The sequence below is a fragment of the Dyella amyloliquefaciens genome (genome assembly GCF_004296575.1).
GTDB classification, from domain to species: domain Bacteria; phylum Pseudomonadota; class Gammaproteobacteria; order Xanthomonadales; family Rhodanobacteraceae; genus Dyella; species Dyella amyloliquefaciens.
This window is the reverse complement of the sequence record NZ_SAYT01000005.1, coordinates 1-16,136: the sequence shown is the minus strand read 5'-3', so window position 1 is coordinate 16,136 and position 16,136 is coordinate 1. Positions and strand designations below refer to the sequence as shown.

At 62.4% G+C, this 16,136-nt stretch carries 12 protein-coding genes; 9 read left to right on the top strand and 3 right to left on the bottom strand.

Going from position 1 to position 16,136, the window contains the following annotated elements:
* Positions 1-9 precede the first annotated feature (9 nt).
* Positions 10-777, bottom strand: a complete 768-nt coding sequence (locus tag EPB08_RS11940; protein ID WP_130619347.1) for a bestrophin-like domain — start codon at positions 775-777, stop codon at positions 10-12.
* Positions 778-1,190: 413 nt separating this feature from the next.
* Here EPB08_RS11940 and EPB08_RS11935 point away from each other — a divergent pair, with 413 nt between their 5' ends.
* Positions 1,191-2,273 carry a GGDEF domain-containing protein gene (locus tag EPB08_RS11935; RefSeq protein WP_130619346.1) on the top strand — a complete coding sequence of 361 codons (1,083 nt, stop codon included), beginning with the start codon at positions 1,191-1,193 and terminating at the stop codon, positions 2,271-2,273.
* A gap of 69 nt (positions 2,274-2,342) precedes the next feature.
* Here the strand turns inward: EPB08_RS11935 and EPB08_RS11930 are convergent, their stop codons facing one another.
* On the bottom strand, positions 2,343-3,890 hold the full coding sequence (locus EPB08_RS11930) for a glycoside hydrolase family 30 protein (protein ID WP_130619345.1): 1,548 nt from the start codon (positions 3,888-3,890) through the stop codon (positions 2,343-2,345).
* A 545-nt stretch (positions 3,891-4,435) separates the two neighbouring features.
* On the opposite strand from EPB08_RS11930, the gene EPB08_RS11925 reads away from it, so the two are divergent.
* The 6 genes from EPB08_RS11925 (at position 4,436) to EPB08_RS11900 (ending at position 12,510) form a co-directional block, all read left to right on the top strand.
* Positions 4,436-5,779 carry an ABC transporter substrate-binding protein gene (locus EPB08_RS11925; protein ID WP_130619344.1) on the top strand — a complete coding sequence of 448 codons (1,344 nt, stop codon included), beginning with the start codon at positions 4,436-4,438 and terminating at the stop codon, positions 5,777-5,779.
* A gap of 41 nt (positions 5,780-5,820) precedes the next feature.
* A complete protein-coding gene (locus EPB08_RS11920; RefSeq protein WP_165418493.1) occupies positions 5,821-7,101 on the top strand; it encodes a di-heme oxidoreductase family protein in 1,281 nt (426 codons plus the stop codon).
* Between the two features lie 13 nt (positions 7,102-7,114).
* The gene (locus EPB08_RS11915; RefSeq protein ID WP_130619342.1) at positions 7,115-9,181 is read left to right on the top strand and encodes a TonB-dependent receptor plug domain-containing protein; all 2,067 of its coding nucleotides are present in this window, start codon (positions 7,115-7,117) and stop codon (positions 9,179-9,181) included.
* A gap of 275 nt (positions 9,182-9,456) precedes the next feature.
* Positions 9,457-10,254, top strand: a complete 798-nt coding sequence (locus EPB08_RS11910; protein WP_130619341.1) for a TOBE domain-containing protein — start codon at positions 9,457-9,459, stop codon at positions 10,252-10,254.
* A gap of 150 nt (positions 10,255-10,404) precedes the next feature.
* The gene (locus EPB08_RS11905; protein ID WP_130619340.1) at positions 10,405-10,965 is read left to right on the top strand and encodes a methyltransferase family protein; all 561 of its coding nucleotides are present in this window, start codon (positions 10,405-10,407) and stop codon (positions 10,963-10,965) included.
* Positions 10,966-12,156: 1,191 nt separating this feature from the next.
* On the top strand, positions 12,157-12,510 hold the full coding sequence (locus EPB08_RS11900; RefSeq protein WP_165418492.1) for a HigA family addiction module antitoxin: 354 nt from the start codon (positions 12,157-12,159) through the stop codon (positions 12,508-12,510).
* Positions 12,511-13,828: 1,318 nt separating this feature from the next.
* On the opposite strand, the gene EPB08_RS11895 is transcribed toward EPB08_RS11900, so the two are convergent.
* Positions 13,829-14,071, bottom strand: coding sequence for a hypothetical protein (locus EPB08_RS11895; RefSeq protein WP_130619338.1), 243 nt, complete (start codon positions 14,069-14,071; stop codon positions 13,829-13,831).
* Positions 14,072-14,113: 42 nt separating this feature from the next.
* Between EPB08_RS11895 and EPB08_RS11890 the strand changes: the two genes are divergently transcribed.
* Together EPB08_RS11890 and EPB08_RS11885 are read left to right on the top strand one after the other, a co-directional pair.
* Positions 14,114-15,244 carry a hypothetical protein gene (locus tag EPB08_RS11890; protein ID WP_130619337.1) on the top strand — a complete coding sequence of 377 codons (1,131 nt, stop codon included), beginning with the start codon at positions 14,114-14,116 and terminating at the stop codon, positions 15,242-15,244.
* Between the two features lie 197 nt (positions 15,245-15,441).
* Positions 15,442-15,996, top strand: a complete 555-nt coding sequence (locus EPB08_RS11885; RefSeq protein WP_130619336.1) for a hypothetical protein — start codon at positions 15,442-15,444, stop codon at positions 15,994-15,996.
* The last annotated feature ends 140 nt before the right edge of the window (positions 15,997-16,136 follow it).

Genomic DNA, 16,136 nt, shown 5'->3' with positions numbered 1-16,136 from the left:
GAGTCCAGGTCAGGTCTTTGGCAGCGAATCCAGGACGGCCTGAAGGTTCTGCGGTACGACGTGGATGAGGCCGCCACGCGGGCTGTCGATGTCCGCGATCAGGCCGAATGCGATGGCAATGATCAATGGAAGCACGAACATCAGGGCCGGCTCCTGGATCATCTTGCTCCCGCCGATGCTGACCAGCATGTTGCAGCCCAGCGCGATGGCGGCCAGCAGCATCCAGGCAGATACGGGTATGCGATTCCACCACGCAGCCTGGGTGTATCCCTGTGAATTGAGCACATCGTTCATGCCTGACAGGACAAGGGCCATGACCGGGTCGCTGCGAGTGTTGGCGGGAGCCGCCACTGCACTCCACAGGTCTGCTTGCAGTTCGGCGATGCGCATGTTGACCGACCGAAGCTGGGGTGCGTCGGTCGCAGCGTAGAAACGGATGCGCTGCTGCAGATAGCCGACGAGCATGGGGCGCAGTTTCGCCGCATCCGCCGGTGGGAGAAGGTCGAGGCGCACGTACTCGGTGCCGATGGCATTGGCCTCGGCTTCCTCGTAGTTCTTGCGCTGGTCGTAGCGACTGATCGCCATCGAGAACGTGAAGCCGATGATCAGTCCCAGCAAGGTCAGCGAGGCCCCCTGGACGATGGAGAACGCCTCGCGGACCTCTGGTTGATCTGGCCGATGCCATCGCGCGAGGAACACGCCGAGGCGGCCGGCCAGCCACATCGCGGCGAGGGTGATGACAAAAACCGTTATCGGATGGTCGATCAGGAATTGCATGCCACGCCCCTATCGTTGTCACCATAAGCCGACTCTTTGCGTCAGAGAATGAGTCGGCGGCCCATCTTCCCGCATCCGAAGAACCTGGGGAATTGCTTAGGTAAATCTACCCGGCCCCCAAGGTGGGTCAGGCCCGTGGGTTCATGGGCGTGGCTGTCCGAGCCATGTCCCGCAGACGGGCAGATCGGGCGTTGCCGCGTGTATATGGCCTGGTACCGACAAGCGCTGCCCCCAACCGTCGACCCGAAGGCACTGCCGTATGACGTCGCTGCTTGCCCTTCAGCGTAAGCCGTACCAGGCGCCGGGAGTTGGAAACTTCCTGTGGAAATCAGCGGCGGGCCTTACTTTCGAGCGAATGGCATCCATCTTGCTGCTTTTTGATGTCAGCGCGATCTCCGCGCCCCGGGGCCTGCATGCATAACCCATCCACCAAGCAGCAGCGAACCGACGATCCGGGCTACCGGAATGAGTACACGCACTACCTTGCGCGGCGCATGGCGCCCGCGATCCATGCGCTGACCTTGCTCGCCGTGGTCGCCTATCTGCTGGCGGCCGGGGGGCGGGCCCTGGTCAGCTCGTCACCCGTTCCCCTGCTGCTGCGGCTCGCTCCCGCCGTGCCGCTGGCGTTGTTGGCCGTCGTCACGCGTCGCGAATCGCGGCCGATGCCGCTCAGCCTGATTGCCCTGACCTGCGTGCTGCTGCTGGAGGTGGGTGTCAATCTGAATGGCATCGGGCAGGCGTCAGGGCAGCGGCTGGTGCTGCCTGGACTGCTGCTGCCGGTGGCCTCGTCGGTCATCTGGATGGGACGCTGGGACTTCATCGCCGCGATGGTGCTGTGCGCGCTTGGCCCGTTGCCGATGTTGTTCATCGGCTTCACCAATGGATTGCCGATCTTCCAGTACGCCGTGTACATGACGATCGCCATTTCCGTGGCGACCGTGTTGCGCGCCTTCATGACGCGCACGCTGTTCGAACAATTCCGGCTGGAAAAGCAACTGCGCGAGCAGGCCCATACCGACGGACTGACCGGACTGCTGCAGCGCAACCGCTTCCTCGAGCTGGCGCGCTACGAGCTGGAGGACATCTACCTCCGGCGCATTCCCGCCGCCGTGCTCTATCTGGATGCCGACCACTTCAAGCAACTCAACGATACGTTCGGTCATGCGGCAGGCGATGAAGTACTGATCCAGCTGGCCGACGGCCTGCGATCGCAGATGCGGGATTCGGACCTCATCGGCAGGGTCGGTGGCGAGGAATTCGTCGTGCTGCTGCCCGGCGTCGATCTGCGGCATGCGCATGCACGGGCCGAGCAGTTGCGCGAAACCATGCGCGCGGTGCAGCGCCCGGACCGTGTCCTCACCATCAGCATCGGCATCGCCCAGTGCAATCGCGCGGGTGAAGGCATCGAGAGCCTGATGTCGCGCGCCGACAAGGCGATGCGCCAGGCCAAGATCAATGGCCGCAACCAGGTGGTTATCGACCAGTCCGCTGCATAAGGACGTCCGATTCACGATGGCCCCTGGCAGGAAGCAGCACCAGGGTGCCGCGCTGGCAGCCGAACGCCGCTATGGCGCGGAATTCAACCATCCGCCGTCGTGTTGCATGAACACGCCCGACTGGCCCGGGTACCACACGAACGTCGCCACGCTGCGCGGCGGCATGGTGTAGTCGAAGCGGGTCTGGTCCTGTGCCACCGAGACGGGGCGTGCTTCCTTGTTGCTGTTGACGACCACCAGGACGATCGAGCCGTCGGAGGCATTCTGGAAGGCCACGTTGTCGACGTGTTCCTTGTCGGTGGCGGTGGATTCCACGCGGGTGGCGCCAGGAAACAGAAACTGGCTGAAGTGCGCGAACGCGTAGTACTCGTCGTTGCGGCTCACCGCACCCGTACGCGAATCGATCGTGATCACGCCCTTGCAGGCGGCGCATCCGCCGAAGTGCGGGCCGTGGTTTTCATCCAGCACCAGGTTCCAGTACAGGACGCCGCGCGCCCACTGCCGGATGCCGGTGACCAGCAGGTTCCGCGAGAACCAGATCAGCTCGCCGTTGACGCTGGATGCCCAGTCACCGCCGGAGCATTCGGTGATGTAGGTGTCCTTCTTGGGATACGCGCGATGCACGCGGCCCTGCGCATACTGGCTGCCTTCATAGCAATGCCACGCCACGCCATCGATATAGCGCGCGGCGTCGGGATCGGCCAGCACGGTCAATGGTTGTTCGGGCTGGTTCCAGTTGTGATCCCATTCCAGAATGCGCGTCTTTTCCTTGCGCATTTCCAGCTTGGGACCGAGGTATTGCCCGATGACGCGCGCCCGCGTGGTGGCGGACATTTCCATGCCCGGGTAGGTGATCGGTGAGTAGCTGGGTTCGTTCTGCAGCGTCAGGGCGAAGATGGGGATGCCGTAGCCGCGATACGTGTCGAGATACTTGACGAGGTAGTCCGCGTAGGTGCTTTCGTACTGCTCGAGCAGCTCGCCGCCAATCAGGTTCTGGCTCGTCTTCATCCATGCCGGGGCACTCCACGACGATGCGATGATGAGCAGCGCGGGATTGATCGAGAGCACCTCGCGCACCGTCGGTATCACGTCGCGCAGATTGGACGTGACATTGAAATGCTTGAGCTGAGGATCGTCCTCGCCGGGCGGAACATCATCCAGGGTGTACAGCTTCAACGAGAAATCCGAGGCGCCGATGGTCAGGCGCATCATGTTGAGGTTGAGATTGGGCGGTGGGCCGTAGAGTTCGTGCAACAGCGCGTTGCGCTGGAACGCGTTGAGCTTGTTCTGCAGCAGCCACGCCGACGAGTCGGTCATCGCCGCGCCGAACCCGGTCATGGTCTGGAAGGTCTTGCTGATGTCGATGACGATATCGGCGGGTTCCGTGCCGCGTGCGTGCATCTCGACTTCGGGCTGACGCGCCAGCTGCAACCGGCGATCCTCCGTGCTCAGCCACAGATCGACGCCCGGCACCACCGGCCGGACCGCAGGGATCACCTTGGTCACCACCTTGGGAAGCTCGAAGCGCGGCGCGTAGATGGCCGCGAGGGTGAGCAGGGTGATCAAAGCGATGGGAAGAGCGGCGGCAAGGCCGGTGGCCGACTTGCGCTCATCCATGGTGCGAACCAAGCCCTTCGCTCATGTTGCAGTTCACTTGGATCACGAAGCTCCCACGCTTGCACTTCCAGACAGGGACCGGCTTGGAGACCGGGCCTTTTCATGCTTCGGGCCCCGGAGGCGGCCTCGATGCGGTGCTCGCAGCATAGCGAACCTGACGCGGTTTTGACCGTGAGGGGTCATCAAAACGGCAGTTTCCTGCGCCGTCACGGGAGCGTTGCGCTCGACGGTGGCCGGCGTGGTGGATGGCAACGAGGCCGTCGGCCTCCCGGGAGCAGGCCGCGGCGGAGCGGTGATGCGAGCCATGTTGCTCCGGCCTTCAGCAGGTGCCTGGCCAGGGCATGCGGCTGCGTGAGGGCAAGAGCATGGCCCCGGGTCACGCCGCCGGTGGCTCCGCTCTCGTCATCGGTGGCAGATCGGCCCCGTGCGAGGTTTTGACACGCCTCGGATTCTCACGATCGCCCCGGCAACATCTTGCGGACGAGAGCGGATTGGATCACCTTTGGCCTACCGTTGTGTAGATGCCTATATAGCGAGGGGTTCCCATGGTTCGTCCTGTCCTGGCCGCCTTGGCGGCGATGTGGGGAATGTGCTGCGCGATGCCGCAGCCGGCGCTGGGCCAGACCGCGCCGACTGCCGACACGGTGGTTGTCCTGACCAGCTATCCGGACGCCTTGACCACGGCCTACCAGCAGGCCTTCGAGGCAGCGCATCCGGGCACCTCGGTCAGCATCGTCTGGGCGCATTCGCAGGACGCGCTGAACCGCCTGCACCAGCCCGACGGTGGCGGCATCGATGTCTACTGGACACCGTCGCCGGCGAGCTTCGCCCAGCTGGCGGAGCAGGGAAGGCTGGCTTCGCTGACGGTGGATCGCCAGCCACTGCCGGGCCGCATCGGGCACCAGTGGATCTCCGATCCGCAGCACCGTTTCGAAGCCTTCGAGGTGGCGGGCTACGGCCTGGCCGTCAACACCGGCGAGCTGCAACGCCATTCGATCACAACGCCAAAGACCTGGCAGGCACTCGCCGACGCCACCTATGCAGGCAAGGTGGCGTGGCCCGACCCGGCCAAGGTCGGCTTTGCACCGGCGCTGTACGACATCGTGCTGCAGGCCGAGGGCTGGGCAGACGGTTGGGCCCTGCTGAGCGAGGGTGTGACGCAGGGAAAGCTCAGCGGCAAGCCATCGCAAGGACTCGACCAGGTGGCCGACGGAATCACCCCGATAGGCCTCAGCGTGGATTTCCTGGTGCGCAGCGCATCGGCCAACGGCAAGCCCGTGCAGATGGTTTATCCGGATCGCACCGCTTTCCTGCCCGCGCAGGTGGCCGTGCTCAAGCAGGCGCCACATCCCAAGGCAGCACAGGCCTTCGCGGCTTTCGTGCTGTCCGCACAGGGGCAGCAGATGCTGTTTCAGCCGGACATCGCGCGCTATCCGGTGCGCCCGTCGGTCTATGCGAAGGCGCCGGCCGACACCTTCGATCCGTTCAAGCGTTCGCCCGACCAGGGCTTTCCCTATGACCCCGCGCTGACGCAGGCGCGCAGCGGGCTGGTGGTCGCGCTGTTCGACACCATGCTGACGCAGCGACGCGACCAGCTGGCCACGTTGTGGGAGCGGCTGCACCAGTTGGAGGCGAAGGCATCCGCGCAGCCCGACCCGACGCTCAAGGCCAGTCTCGCCAAGGTCAGGCAATTGCTGGGCACGCCGCCGGTCACCGCGAAACAGGCGGATGATTCGTCGTTGCAGGCGCTGTTTCGCCGCGCCGACGATCGCATGAAGGACGCCGCACCGAACCCGCAGCAGGCCTCGACCGAAGCGCAGTGGCGAACGCAATTGGACGCCAACGCCCAGGAGGCGCAGCGGCTGCTCGACGGCATCCCCGCGCCGTGAACCTCCGCAGGCTTGCATGGATAGCGAGCTGCCTCGCCACGGTGGCAACTGCTGGGTGGGCTAACGAGCGCTCGCGCCTCGCCCTCACGCAGACCCTGCCGGCGGAATCCCCAGCGCAGGCCGCGCAACGGACGCAAGGTGCTTCGGTATTCAACCAGCCCTGGCTGATCGCGCCGTCCCTCGCACAACCGGAATTCGACGGACTGGGGCCGCTCTACAACGCCTTGTCGTGCGGCGCCTGCCATCTGCTCAACGGTCGCGGCGACATGCCGGACAGTGGTCCGCCGCTGCGCTCGGCGATCGTGCGGCTGTCGACCAGGGACAAGCAGGGCGCCGTGGTCGACGAACCCCATTACGGCGTGCAGCTGCAGACCGAGGGCATACCGGGCGTACCTGCCGAAGCACAGCTTTCGGTGCGCTGGGTCGAGCAGTCGTCGGCCTGGTTGGACGGCCAGACGATCCGCCTGCGCGCGCCGAAGCTGCAGGTTCGCGCGCTGGGATATGGCCCCTTGGCAGAGGGCACGATGCTGTCGCTGCGCATGGCGCCATCGATCACCGCAGCAGGGCTGCTCGAAGCGGTGCCGGAGTCGGCCCTGTTGGCTATCGCACAGGAACAGCTCGCACAAGGGCAGGGCGTGCACGGGCAAGCCAATCGTGTGTGGGATATCGCGACACGCAGCGTTGCCCTCGGACGCTTCGGCTGGAAGGCCAACCAGCCCAGCGTTCGGCAACAGACGCAGGTGGCGCTGCACGAGGACATGGGCATCACCTCCTCGCTGCTCGCCTCACCCAATTGCATGCCGGAGCAGCGAGCCTGCCTGGATGCACCGGACGGCGGCCATCCGGAAATCACCGACGATCTGCTCGACGCGCTGGTCGCGTACCAACAGTCGCTGGTGCCGCCATCGCAGCAGGCACCGACCAGGGAAACGAGTGAGGGCAGCGCGCTGTTCGAACGCATCGGATGCGCGAGCTGCCATCGTCCGAACCTGCCGGTCGACGCACCTGTGGCCAGCAAGCTGGGTGCGTCGGAGATTCATCCCTATACCGATCTGCTGCTGCACGACATGGGCGACGGACTGGCGGACGGCCGACCCGATGGCCTCGCCTCCGGCCGGCAATGGCGCACAGCGCCGCTCTGGGGTCTCGGCCTCGCGCCGCTGATCCGGCCCGGCGCCCTTTATCTGCATGACGGCCGGGCGCGCAGCGTAACCGAAGCAATTCTCTGGCACGGCGGCGAAGCGTCCAACGCCGTACGTCGCTATCGCGAGCTGGATGCATCCCAGCGGCGCGCCGTACTCGCTTTTCTCTCATCACTCTAGGAAGGAGCGCCCCATGTCGAAGCAGTCCCGCCTGTGCCGTCACGTTGCACTCGCCCTCGCTGGCCTGGCCGCTCCCGCTGCTGTCTTCGCGCAGCAGGACACCAGCAGCAATGCATCAACCCAGGTCTACGAGCTGGGCCAGGTACATGTCACCGCGTACAACCGCGATGGCGAACAGCTCGGCGGCAGCGTGCTCACTGCCAAGGAGATGCAGACCTTCCATACCGAGACCGTCGCGGATGCGCTCAACCTCGTGCCCGGTACGTCGGAGTCGAACAGCGGCGGTTCGCGCAACGAGCGTCTGATCTACATCCGCGGTTTCGATCGCTTCCAGACCACCTTGTCGATCGATGGCGTGCGTGTGTTCCTGCCGGCGGACAACCGGCTCGATTTCAACCGCTTCCTCACCGCCGACCTGTCGCAGATCCAGATCGCCAAGGGCTATGTGTCCGTGCTCGATGGTCCCGGCGCGCTGGGCGGTTCGATCAACCTGGTCACGCGCAAGCCGGCCGCGCCGTTCGAGGGTGAAGTGCAGGTCGGTGCCGACTTCGATGGCCATGGCCACTACAACGGCAACCAGGTCTCCGCGATCCTCGGTACACGGCAGGAGCACTACTACCTGCAGATTTCCGGGGCGAGCAACAAGCAGGACAGCTTCAGCCTTTCCGACAACTTCCATGCCACCGCCAACCAGCCGGACGGCAAGCGCATCAATTCAGCCAGCGACGACTGGCGCCTCAACCTCAAGGCCGGCTGGACGCCCAACGCCACCGACGAATACTCCATCAATGCCATCCGCCAGAAGGGTTCGAAGGAGGCGCCGCTGCACGTCACCGATCCCGTCGCCACGCAACGCTACTGGGACTGGCCTTACTGGGACATCGACAGCGTTTCGTTCCTGTCGCACACGCAGTTCGGCGACGACTTCTACGTCAACGGCAAGCTCTACTACAACACCTTCAAGAACGGCCTGTTCTCGTACGACAACCCGGCGATGACGCGACAGACGCTGGGCAAGTCGTTCCGCAGCTACTACGACGACACGGCCAGCGGCGGCAGCGTCGAGGCCGGCACCAAGATCATTCCCGACAACACCTTGAAGGCCGCGTTGTTCTATCGCCGCGACAAGCATGTGGAATGGCAGACCAGCTACGCGCCACGCGAATTCACCGAGCCGCACCAGACCTCCATCCAGGACACCTGGTCGCTGGCGCTCGAGGACACCTGGCAGGCCGCCGAACGCCTAGACATCGTCGGCGGCATCTCCTACGACTGGCTCGACCTCAAACAGGCCGAGGACTACAACAGCAACGTGCTGGTGCATTACCCGCTGAAGGACAACCAGGCCTTCAACTGGCAGATGGCGGCCACCTGGCGACTGGACGAGCAGTCCAACATCTACGCCAACGTCTCCTCGCGCACCCGGTTTCCCACACTGTTCGAACGCTTCAGCTCGCGCTTCGGCACGGCGGTGCCCAACCCCGGCATCAAGCCCGAGCGCGCCACCAACTACGAGGTGGGCACGCTGTGGCAGCCTCGGCAGGGGCTGGAGCTGAAGGGCGCGCTGTTCTACAGCGACCTCACCGACGCGCTCATTCAGGTGCCGGTGGTGCTGCCGCCGCCTTATGGCAGCACCAACCAGACCCGCAACGCGGGCAGCGGCGACTACTACGGCGGCGAAGTGTCCATCACCCAGCACTGGTCCGACAAGCTGAGCTTCGGCGGCAACTACACCTACATCCACCGCAACCTGAAAGCGCCGGAGCTGCCCATCTTCCGGCCCACCGGCGTGCCGAACTCCAAGCTGTTCGCCTATGTGGACTGGCAGATCAGCCGGTTGTTTGCGCTAACACCGAGCATCGAGTCGGCCAGCAACCGCTGGACCGTCAACACGGCGGGCACGCGCTACTACCAGACCGGCTCCTACACCCTGGCCAACATCAATGCCACGTTGAGTTTCACGCCACGGCTGGACCTGTTCCTGGGCGTGCGCAACCTGTTCGACGACAACTACCAGCTGGTCGACGGGTTCCCCGAGGAGGGGCGCAACTACTACGCCACCTTGCGCATGAGGCTCTAAGGCTCGTATAAGTTTTCAACGTCATGATGACTCTGTCCGTTTGACCGTGCCCTGGCAGGTGCCGGCCTGATGGCTTCCGTGGGGCGTTGGTCCGATCCGGATGGCCATGGGCCATTCATCGATCAACCCGAGACGACCGCCGCAGTTGCTGCCGAGTCGCTGAAGCATGGCGCTCGGCAAGGGACGGTGGCGGTGCGGTGAAGTCGTGACGATTCACCGGCCTCGGGTACTGGCGTCCAACTGCGCTGGTTACCGTGCACAAGGAGCCCAGTTCGATGCTTTCCATCAAGGGTACCCTCGGCCTCGAGGCCAATGGCCGCAATTTTGGCGGCCACGACCGTATCCAGTTGCTGATGAAGATCGGCGAGTCCGGCTCCATCGCGGCGGCCGCCCGCGAAGTAGGCATGAGCTACAAGGGCGCCTGGGAGGCGGTTGACGCCATGAACAACCTTGCCGGCGAGCCGCTCGTGCTACGGGCCGTCGGCGGACGCAGCGGCGGTGGCGCGGTACTGACGCCACGTGCCCGTCAGTTGATCGAGGTCTTCCAGCACATGGAAGCCGTCCACCAGCAGTTCCTGAAACAACTCAGCAGCATTGCCGACAACCCGCTCTCCGACATCGAACTGGTGAGGCGTTTCATGATGAAGACGAGTGCGCGCAACCAATTGGCCGGCACCGTGGCTGCCATCAACAGCGGCGCCGTCAACGATGTCATCCAGCTGGATATCCAGGGCGGGCAGCAGTTGATCGCCACCGTGACCCACGAAAGCACCCACAACCTGGGGCTGGTACCCGGCAAGAGCGCCTTTGCCCTGATCAAGGCGTCCTCCGTGATCATCGGCCTGCCCGACGACTCCATGCGCCTCTCCGCCCGCAACCAGTTGAAGGGGCGGGTCTCCTACATCAAGCGTGGCGCCGTGAACGCCGAAATCGGCGTGGAACTGGAGGGCGGCAACGTCATCGTTTCCGTCATCACCAACGGGAGCCTGGACGCCCTGGCGTTGAGCGAAGGCACGACCGTCGTGGCCATCGTCAAGGCATCCAGCATCATCGTGGGTACGTTCGACGTATAGTGCTGCGCATGCCGTGGCCAGATGGGTCGGCAGCACCGATGTCCGGGGGCTGGATGACCCGGCAGCGTGTTGCACCGAACGACCGGGCCGTGACGTCTGTGGATGCGTTGGTGGCATGGCGCTTGCCGAACCGCGGGAGGCTGAAACGACATGAACACAGTGCGCAACATCGCTCTCGTCGTCTTCTTCGTGTGGCTGACGATCGACGCAATCGTGGTCTTTCGCCTCAAGACGGGCGCTGCGGAAAACCGGGACCAGTCTTCACTGAAGGCGCTGATGTTCGGAGGGCCGGTGGTCTACGCGCTCAGCATCGCGCTGTCCTATGGAGCCATGGGCGCTTTGCACTCAGTGGCGCTGCAGGCGGTGGGCCTGGTCGTCCTGGGGATGGGCATCAGCGTGAGGTCGCTTGCCATCGCCCAGCTGGGCCGTTTCCACACGCCGAACGTGGCGATCCGTAGCGACCATCAACTCAGGGAAGAAGGGCTATACGCCCACGTGCGCCATCCCAGTTATCTGGGCGCCATGATGGCCTTCCTTGGCTTCGCGCTGGCACTGGGAAACTGGCTGAGCGTGCTGGTGATGACGAGCCTGATGACTTGCCTGTATCTCTACCGGATCAAGGAAGAAGACGCAGCGCTCGAAGCCGCATTCGGCGAGGCGTTTTCGCAATACGCGTCACGCACCAAGCGCCTTATCCCGGGGATCTATTGAAAGCGTGGCCCGGCGATGAGGTCGGGTTCGGCCGCGACGAGTGTGCTTCCGACCCATGACGAATCCAGCATCTCTCACGGTCACGCTTGGGTGATGCTCGAACATCATGGATCGATGATGTCGATGAGCATCGGTGCGTGACGTCGATGTCATGCATGGCCATCACGTCCTCACGGCACCTGCGCATCAGGGACAGGGAAGAGGCGGTGTTCTCCCGCCTTCCTTGCGCGTATCCAGCATTCCGCCTTGCGCAATCTTGGCTCTTAGTCCTCAGAAATAGGCGCAATGACGTTCTTGGCCGGTGAGTAGTTGACTACTCACGCAATGACGGTTGTTTCCAGATCGAAATTCGCAGCACAGCGAACCGTCTCATTGCCGTGTCGGCTTCCGATTCAAGTCGGAACCAAACACGGATTGCGGTGCGCTTTTCCTGACAGGGCAAGTTGATCTCTCGGTCTCCCCTGAGAGGCGCGCCGACATCCGGTTCGCCCGGCGCCGTCACGCTCGCCCTCAGCCAGCCCGACACCCATCTCACCCAACCCTGACAGACGGTGTGCAGCCTGCTTGTTAGGGTCAGGCCGTCATTCGCGCTGTCTTTTAGCCGGGCCTCGCGAATGACCATGACGACGAAGTCATGAGGCGCGAGCCGTGAGTGCAGCGAACACCCACGGCCCGCTAACCATCACCAACTGACTCGGAGTTGATCATGGCTACCCACGATCATACGGGACGCATTCGCCCGTTCGTTCCCCCTGGCGGCACCCTCACTCCATCCTCTGGCGAAGCGTCACGCACACGTGTGACGTGGCCGGAAACTCTCCGCTCCAGCACGCGCAGTGACATCGCCCTGGCGGTACTCGCGCTCACGCGATTGCGTCATGACAGCGAGCACTGTCGCGACGCGCAGGCACGCGGATTCCCCGGCAGGCCGCTGGAATGGCCGCTTCCCACGGCCGTCACGGCGAGCCTTGGCACCGCCATCCGCTGCCTCCAGCAATACGCCAGCCGGCTCGGTCACGACTCACGAGTGAACACGCCACGAGTTCGATGATCGCCCGCGCGGCGCATCGGCCGACACGGCGATGCGCCGCTCTCTGGCGATCACTGACGTAGCCACCAGGCATGCACCGACACGGAGGGCTGCAAGCGCCCGCCTGTTCTGCAGTCGTGCCTGACAAGGAAGGGAACCCCATGGAACTGATCCGACTCTCTCCGCACCTGGACGTGGATCCATCACAGCATCTGCGCTCCCCCGGCGAAGTGCTGCTGCTCGACTACATGCTTCCGGCAACGCTGAATCACCAACAGCTCGCCCGCCGTACAGGTATCCGGGCACCCCATCTCAGGGAGTTCCTCACCGACGCCCGCCCCGTGACTCCCCGGCATGCCATACGGCTAGCCCTCGTGCTGGACACGTCTCCGCTCTATTGGCTGGTGCTGCAGGCCCGCTACGACCTGGCCCGCGAAGCTCAACGGGCCTCCGCCGATCGCCAGGCGCTGTCGCCCCTCCAACCACCGTCTGAAGACAAGGGGGCGCAGGGCTAAGCCAGGCCTCAAGCCGTATTCGCCGCCACAGCGAGCAATCCCTCGTAACGTGGGCTGGGGCGCCCGAGTCGTGAAGGTCACGGCGCTTGGGACCTTGCGAGTAGCCCGCTACTGGCGAGCACTGCCGGCTATATTGCAGCACGGTCCGCTTTCGACCCAAAGCGCACATAATCAGCATGGCCTCGGGGGAGGCTCCATAAGGGGAGTGGAAATGGAAACGGGGAATAGCGACCCGCAGCGCGAACGTCGCCGTATGCGCGCCGCATTGGAGAGCATGAGGCGTAAAAGAAATCTGGCAGTTGGTGGATTCGTCGCAGCGATTGGCCTCCTGTGGTCGGCCCGCTACTACACAGAGTTTCCGGAGGTCGTACGTTGGACCATGCGAATAGCGGCCCCGGCGATCTTTTTGCCCTTGGCGTTACCTTTCCTGCGTTCGCCATGTCCTCAGTGCAATGGCCGCTATCACACCGTGGCGAGCCTCCTGAAGCACCCGGATCGCACGCCGCCCTGCAAGTCTTGTGGTTTCAGCATCGATAAACACGTTTCGATGTACTGACCGAGCAAGCTTGTTGACCCTCGCACGAAGAATCTCTGGAAAGGCCTCGGTTGCCGAGTGTCAGTTCTCGACCCGAAGCGACATTGCCAATCGGGCCATTGCCGTTCATATTGCTTGGCGCAACTGACTCCGTTCGGACCTGGTTGCATCGCCAAAATCCACCAGCGCAAGGGGGCGCTGTGGCACTCAATAGCAAAGTGTTGCTTCTGATCCTGGCGCTACTTTCTCTCGCGGTCGGAGCCTACGAAGCTGCGCTGTTTAGCGTTGGGCGCTTCGCGGGATTGCCATTTCAGGCGACGTGGTCACTAGTTTTTCTGGTGCTTCTCGTACTTTGGTTGGATCTGGATTGCCGCGAGCGAAAGAACATATACCGGCCCTATGAGTTCGGGTTTCTATTGTTCTTGTTCTGGTTGCCATACCTCCCGTATTACTTGCTGCGGACCCGTAAAGTGTGGGGTCTGCTCTGGCTTCTCGGCTTCGCGCTGCTGTTTTACTGCGGGTATTGGCTCCAGTGGATCGTCCATTTGGCGCGTTAGGAAGGCCCGCTTTCGAACCGGAGCGGACATCAGAGAGAAAGAACTCCGTGAGTGATGAGGATCGCGCTGAATGAGGCACCCCATAGTTTTTGGAATTTTGGCTTTGGTAGTGCTAGGCGCCGGTGGGCTCGTGTTCTATTTGTATGGGCTTCCTATGCTCGCGGATAGCGGTATTAGCTGTCGCACGGGGGGTGGTGGCCTGGGCAAATCACTTGGCTGCTCATCATCATTCGGGACATTCATGACAATGCTGTCCGGCGCAGTAGCGCTGCTGCTGGTGGGTATCTGGAATTTGCTTAAAGAGATTGATTAGGTCCGCTTTCGACCCTAAGCGGACCTGAAGATGTCCCTGCTTCGCCACTTTCATCAAATGCCAAGGTGCCATCATGGGGGGCGTTCCGCGGTCCTCTCCAGGCTCCAAGGTTTCCGAACCGTGCCCGAGTAACGGCACTTCCAGAGTCTTCTTCATATCACCATCTCGATACCGCCGGAATTGAGCGCAAGGATTGCCATGAATCTGCCAGTGCGCTGGACCATTGCCGCAGCCCTGTTTCTTTTGGGGGCTTACGTTGCCGCCGAGGAAGCACCTGGTCCTCCCACCACCAACAAACAAATCTCCGAACCCGTGATGACCATGACTCCGGGGATCTATGTGACCAGTGATCGCGGCTCAGAGCCCGAAGCTTTTGCTTTCCGCGTTAGCGAGGTGCGCGGAGACAGGTTCAAAGGGACGATCGAGCTTGTGCGGCTGAATACCTCTGGCGACATCATTCGGGAAACCTCCGAAATGACGGGCGTCCTTGGCAAGCAACGCGTGACCGAGACTCTCTTCAGCATCGAGAGCACTGGTAGAGCTCCCTTCACCGTGAAAGTCCAGAACGGACCGCTGCAAAGCAGAATGCGGGAGCTTGAGGGCAACATGGACCCCATCGGCTTCAGACTTTTTTGGAAGTTGCCTCGCAACGTGGCGGGAAGAACTCACGGCACCTTTTTCTTGACGACGGAAGATGCATATCAGCAGATCATGGCGAGATATGCGGAGACATCGTTGTACAAGAAAACATGGCGGACTGAGGTGACGTCCTATCAGACATCCTCAGCGGATTTGCTGAGACATGGAGTGGATAACTACGTACAGAGCACGGATCGCTGGTTGAGTGCATCCCAAGGGAATGACCTGGAGCTCATTGTGAGCAAAGTGCGCGCGTTGTACGCCCGACAAAAGAAAGCTATTTCCGGTGACGCTTCGGAGAAAGCCGATGCGGCGATCCTTGCGTTTCAGATCGACGCCTACTATTCGCAAGCACAATTCGTCGAGCAGATACAGGATAGACAAGGCGACGATCAGCGCGACACCTGGTTTTCGCTGGAAGGCTTGTTTAATGGATCCCCATGCATGAATGGTGAGTCCGATCACCGTCTACGTCAGGACGCATCGCCAGTCTGCAACGGGTTACAAGCGCTATACCCGGTCGCCGAGCAGCGCTGGAATAAAGTGAAGTTGGTTATCGACAAACGATTCAAACGTTCGCAACTCCTAATCAGCGAGCTTGACTGCATCCAGAGGGCCGCTCATCGTTCTGTCGAGCCTGATTCTGGCGTCACGCCTTCGTGCTACGAGCTCAAACTAATCTCGAAATGATCGACTTCAACCATGCACCCCGCTGCACGGCGTACACCTGCGGGTCATATTATGGGAATACGTTTTAGAGGTTCCGTGGCGAACTTGATGAGTCTTTGGCGGAACGCCATCGAATTCTGGGACCGGAGCATGCGGTGCAAGGTCCGCTTTCGACCCATGGCGGACATTAAGGGAAGGGGTCATCAATGGTGGGGACCATGGACGCGACAACGGAAAGCCAGACTTTCGAGCACTCAGGTGGTCGCCGGTTGACTCTTCTTTCATGCCTGATCGGTCTTGCGCCGAGCGCTTTCTTTCTTTGCATCATTGTCAGCCAGTTCTATTACGGCGCTGACGTCTTCAACCAAGAATTCCTGCTTGTCGCAGGGATGTTCCTGGTGTGGACCTATATCTGGTGCCTTAGCCTGGTTGCCTTCTCCGACACTAGTGTGGATACGAGCCAGGTTTGTAGGCGTTCTTACGGCAGCACTTGGGCTGCCGCCAGATGGTCCGACGTTAGGCTTGTTGCTGTCCGAGAAGTTTCAAAGGGTCGTGGTGTACCCGAGACATTCAAGGCGATTCAGGTCATAGGCAAAGTCAGATCCCGCTTTCCTCTCTGGAGCAGACGACGGCTGCTGTTGGATACGCGGGTGGAGATGCCTGGGCAATTGATTACCGCCCTAAACCGTGCAATCGCACAGCATGACATTCCTGTTGAGAGTCAGGACCGGTGGGGTGTAACCGTGACGGTCGCGTCCATACCTTATTCATAGTCGACCGTCATGTCCGTATATGGACTCCTCCCCATTGCAAGCCTCCCGTGCTCTGGCGTCCGTGTCGACTGCACACGTATATCCGGCCTCTGACAACCACACCGCATAGCGGTGCTGGGCCATGATGGGCTAGTCGCGCG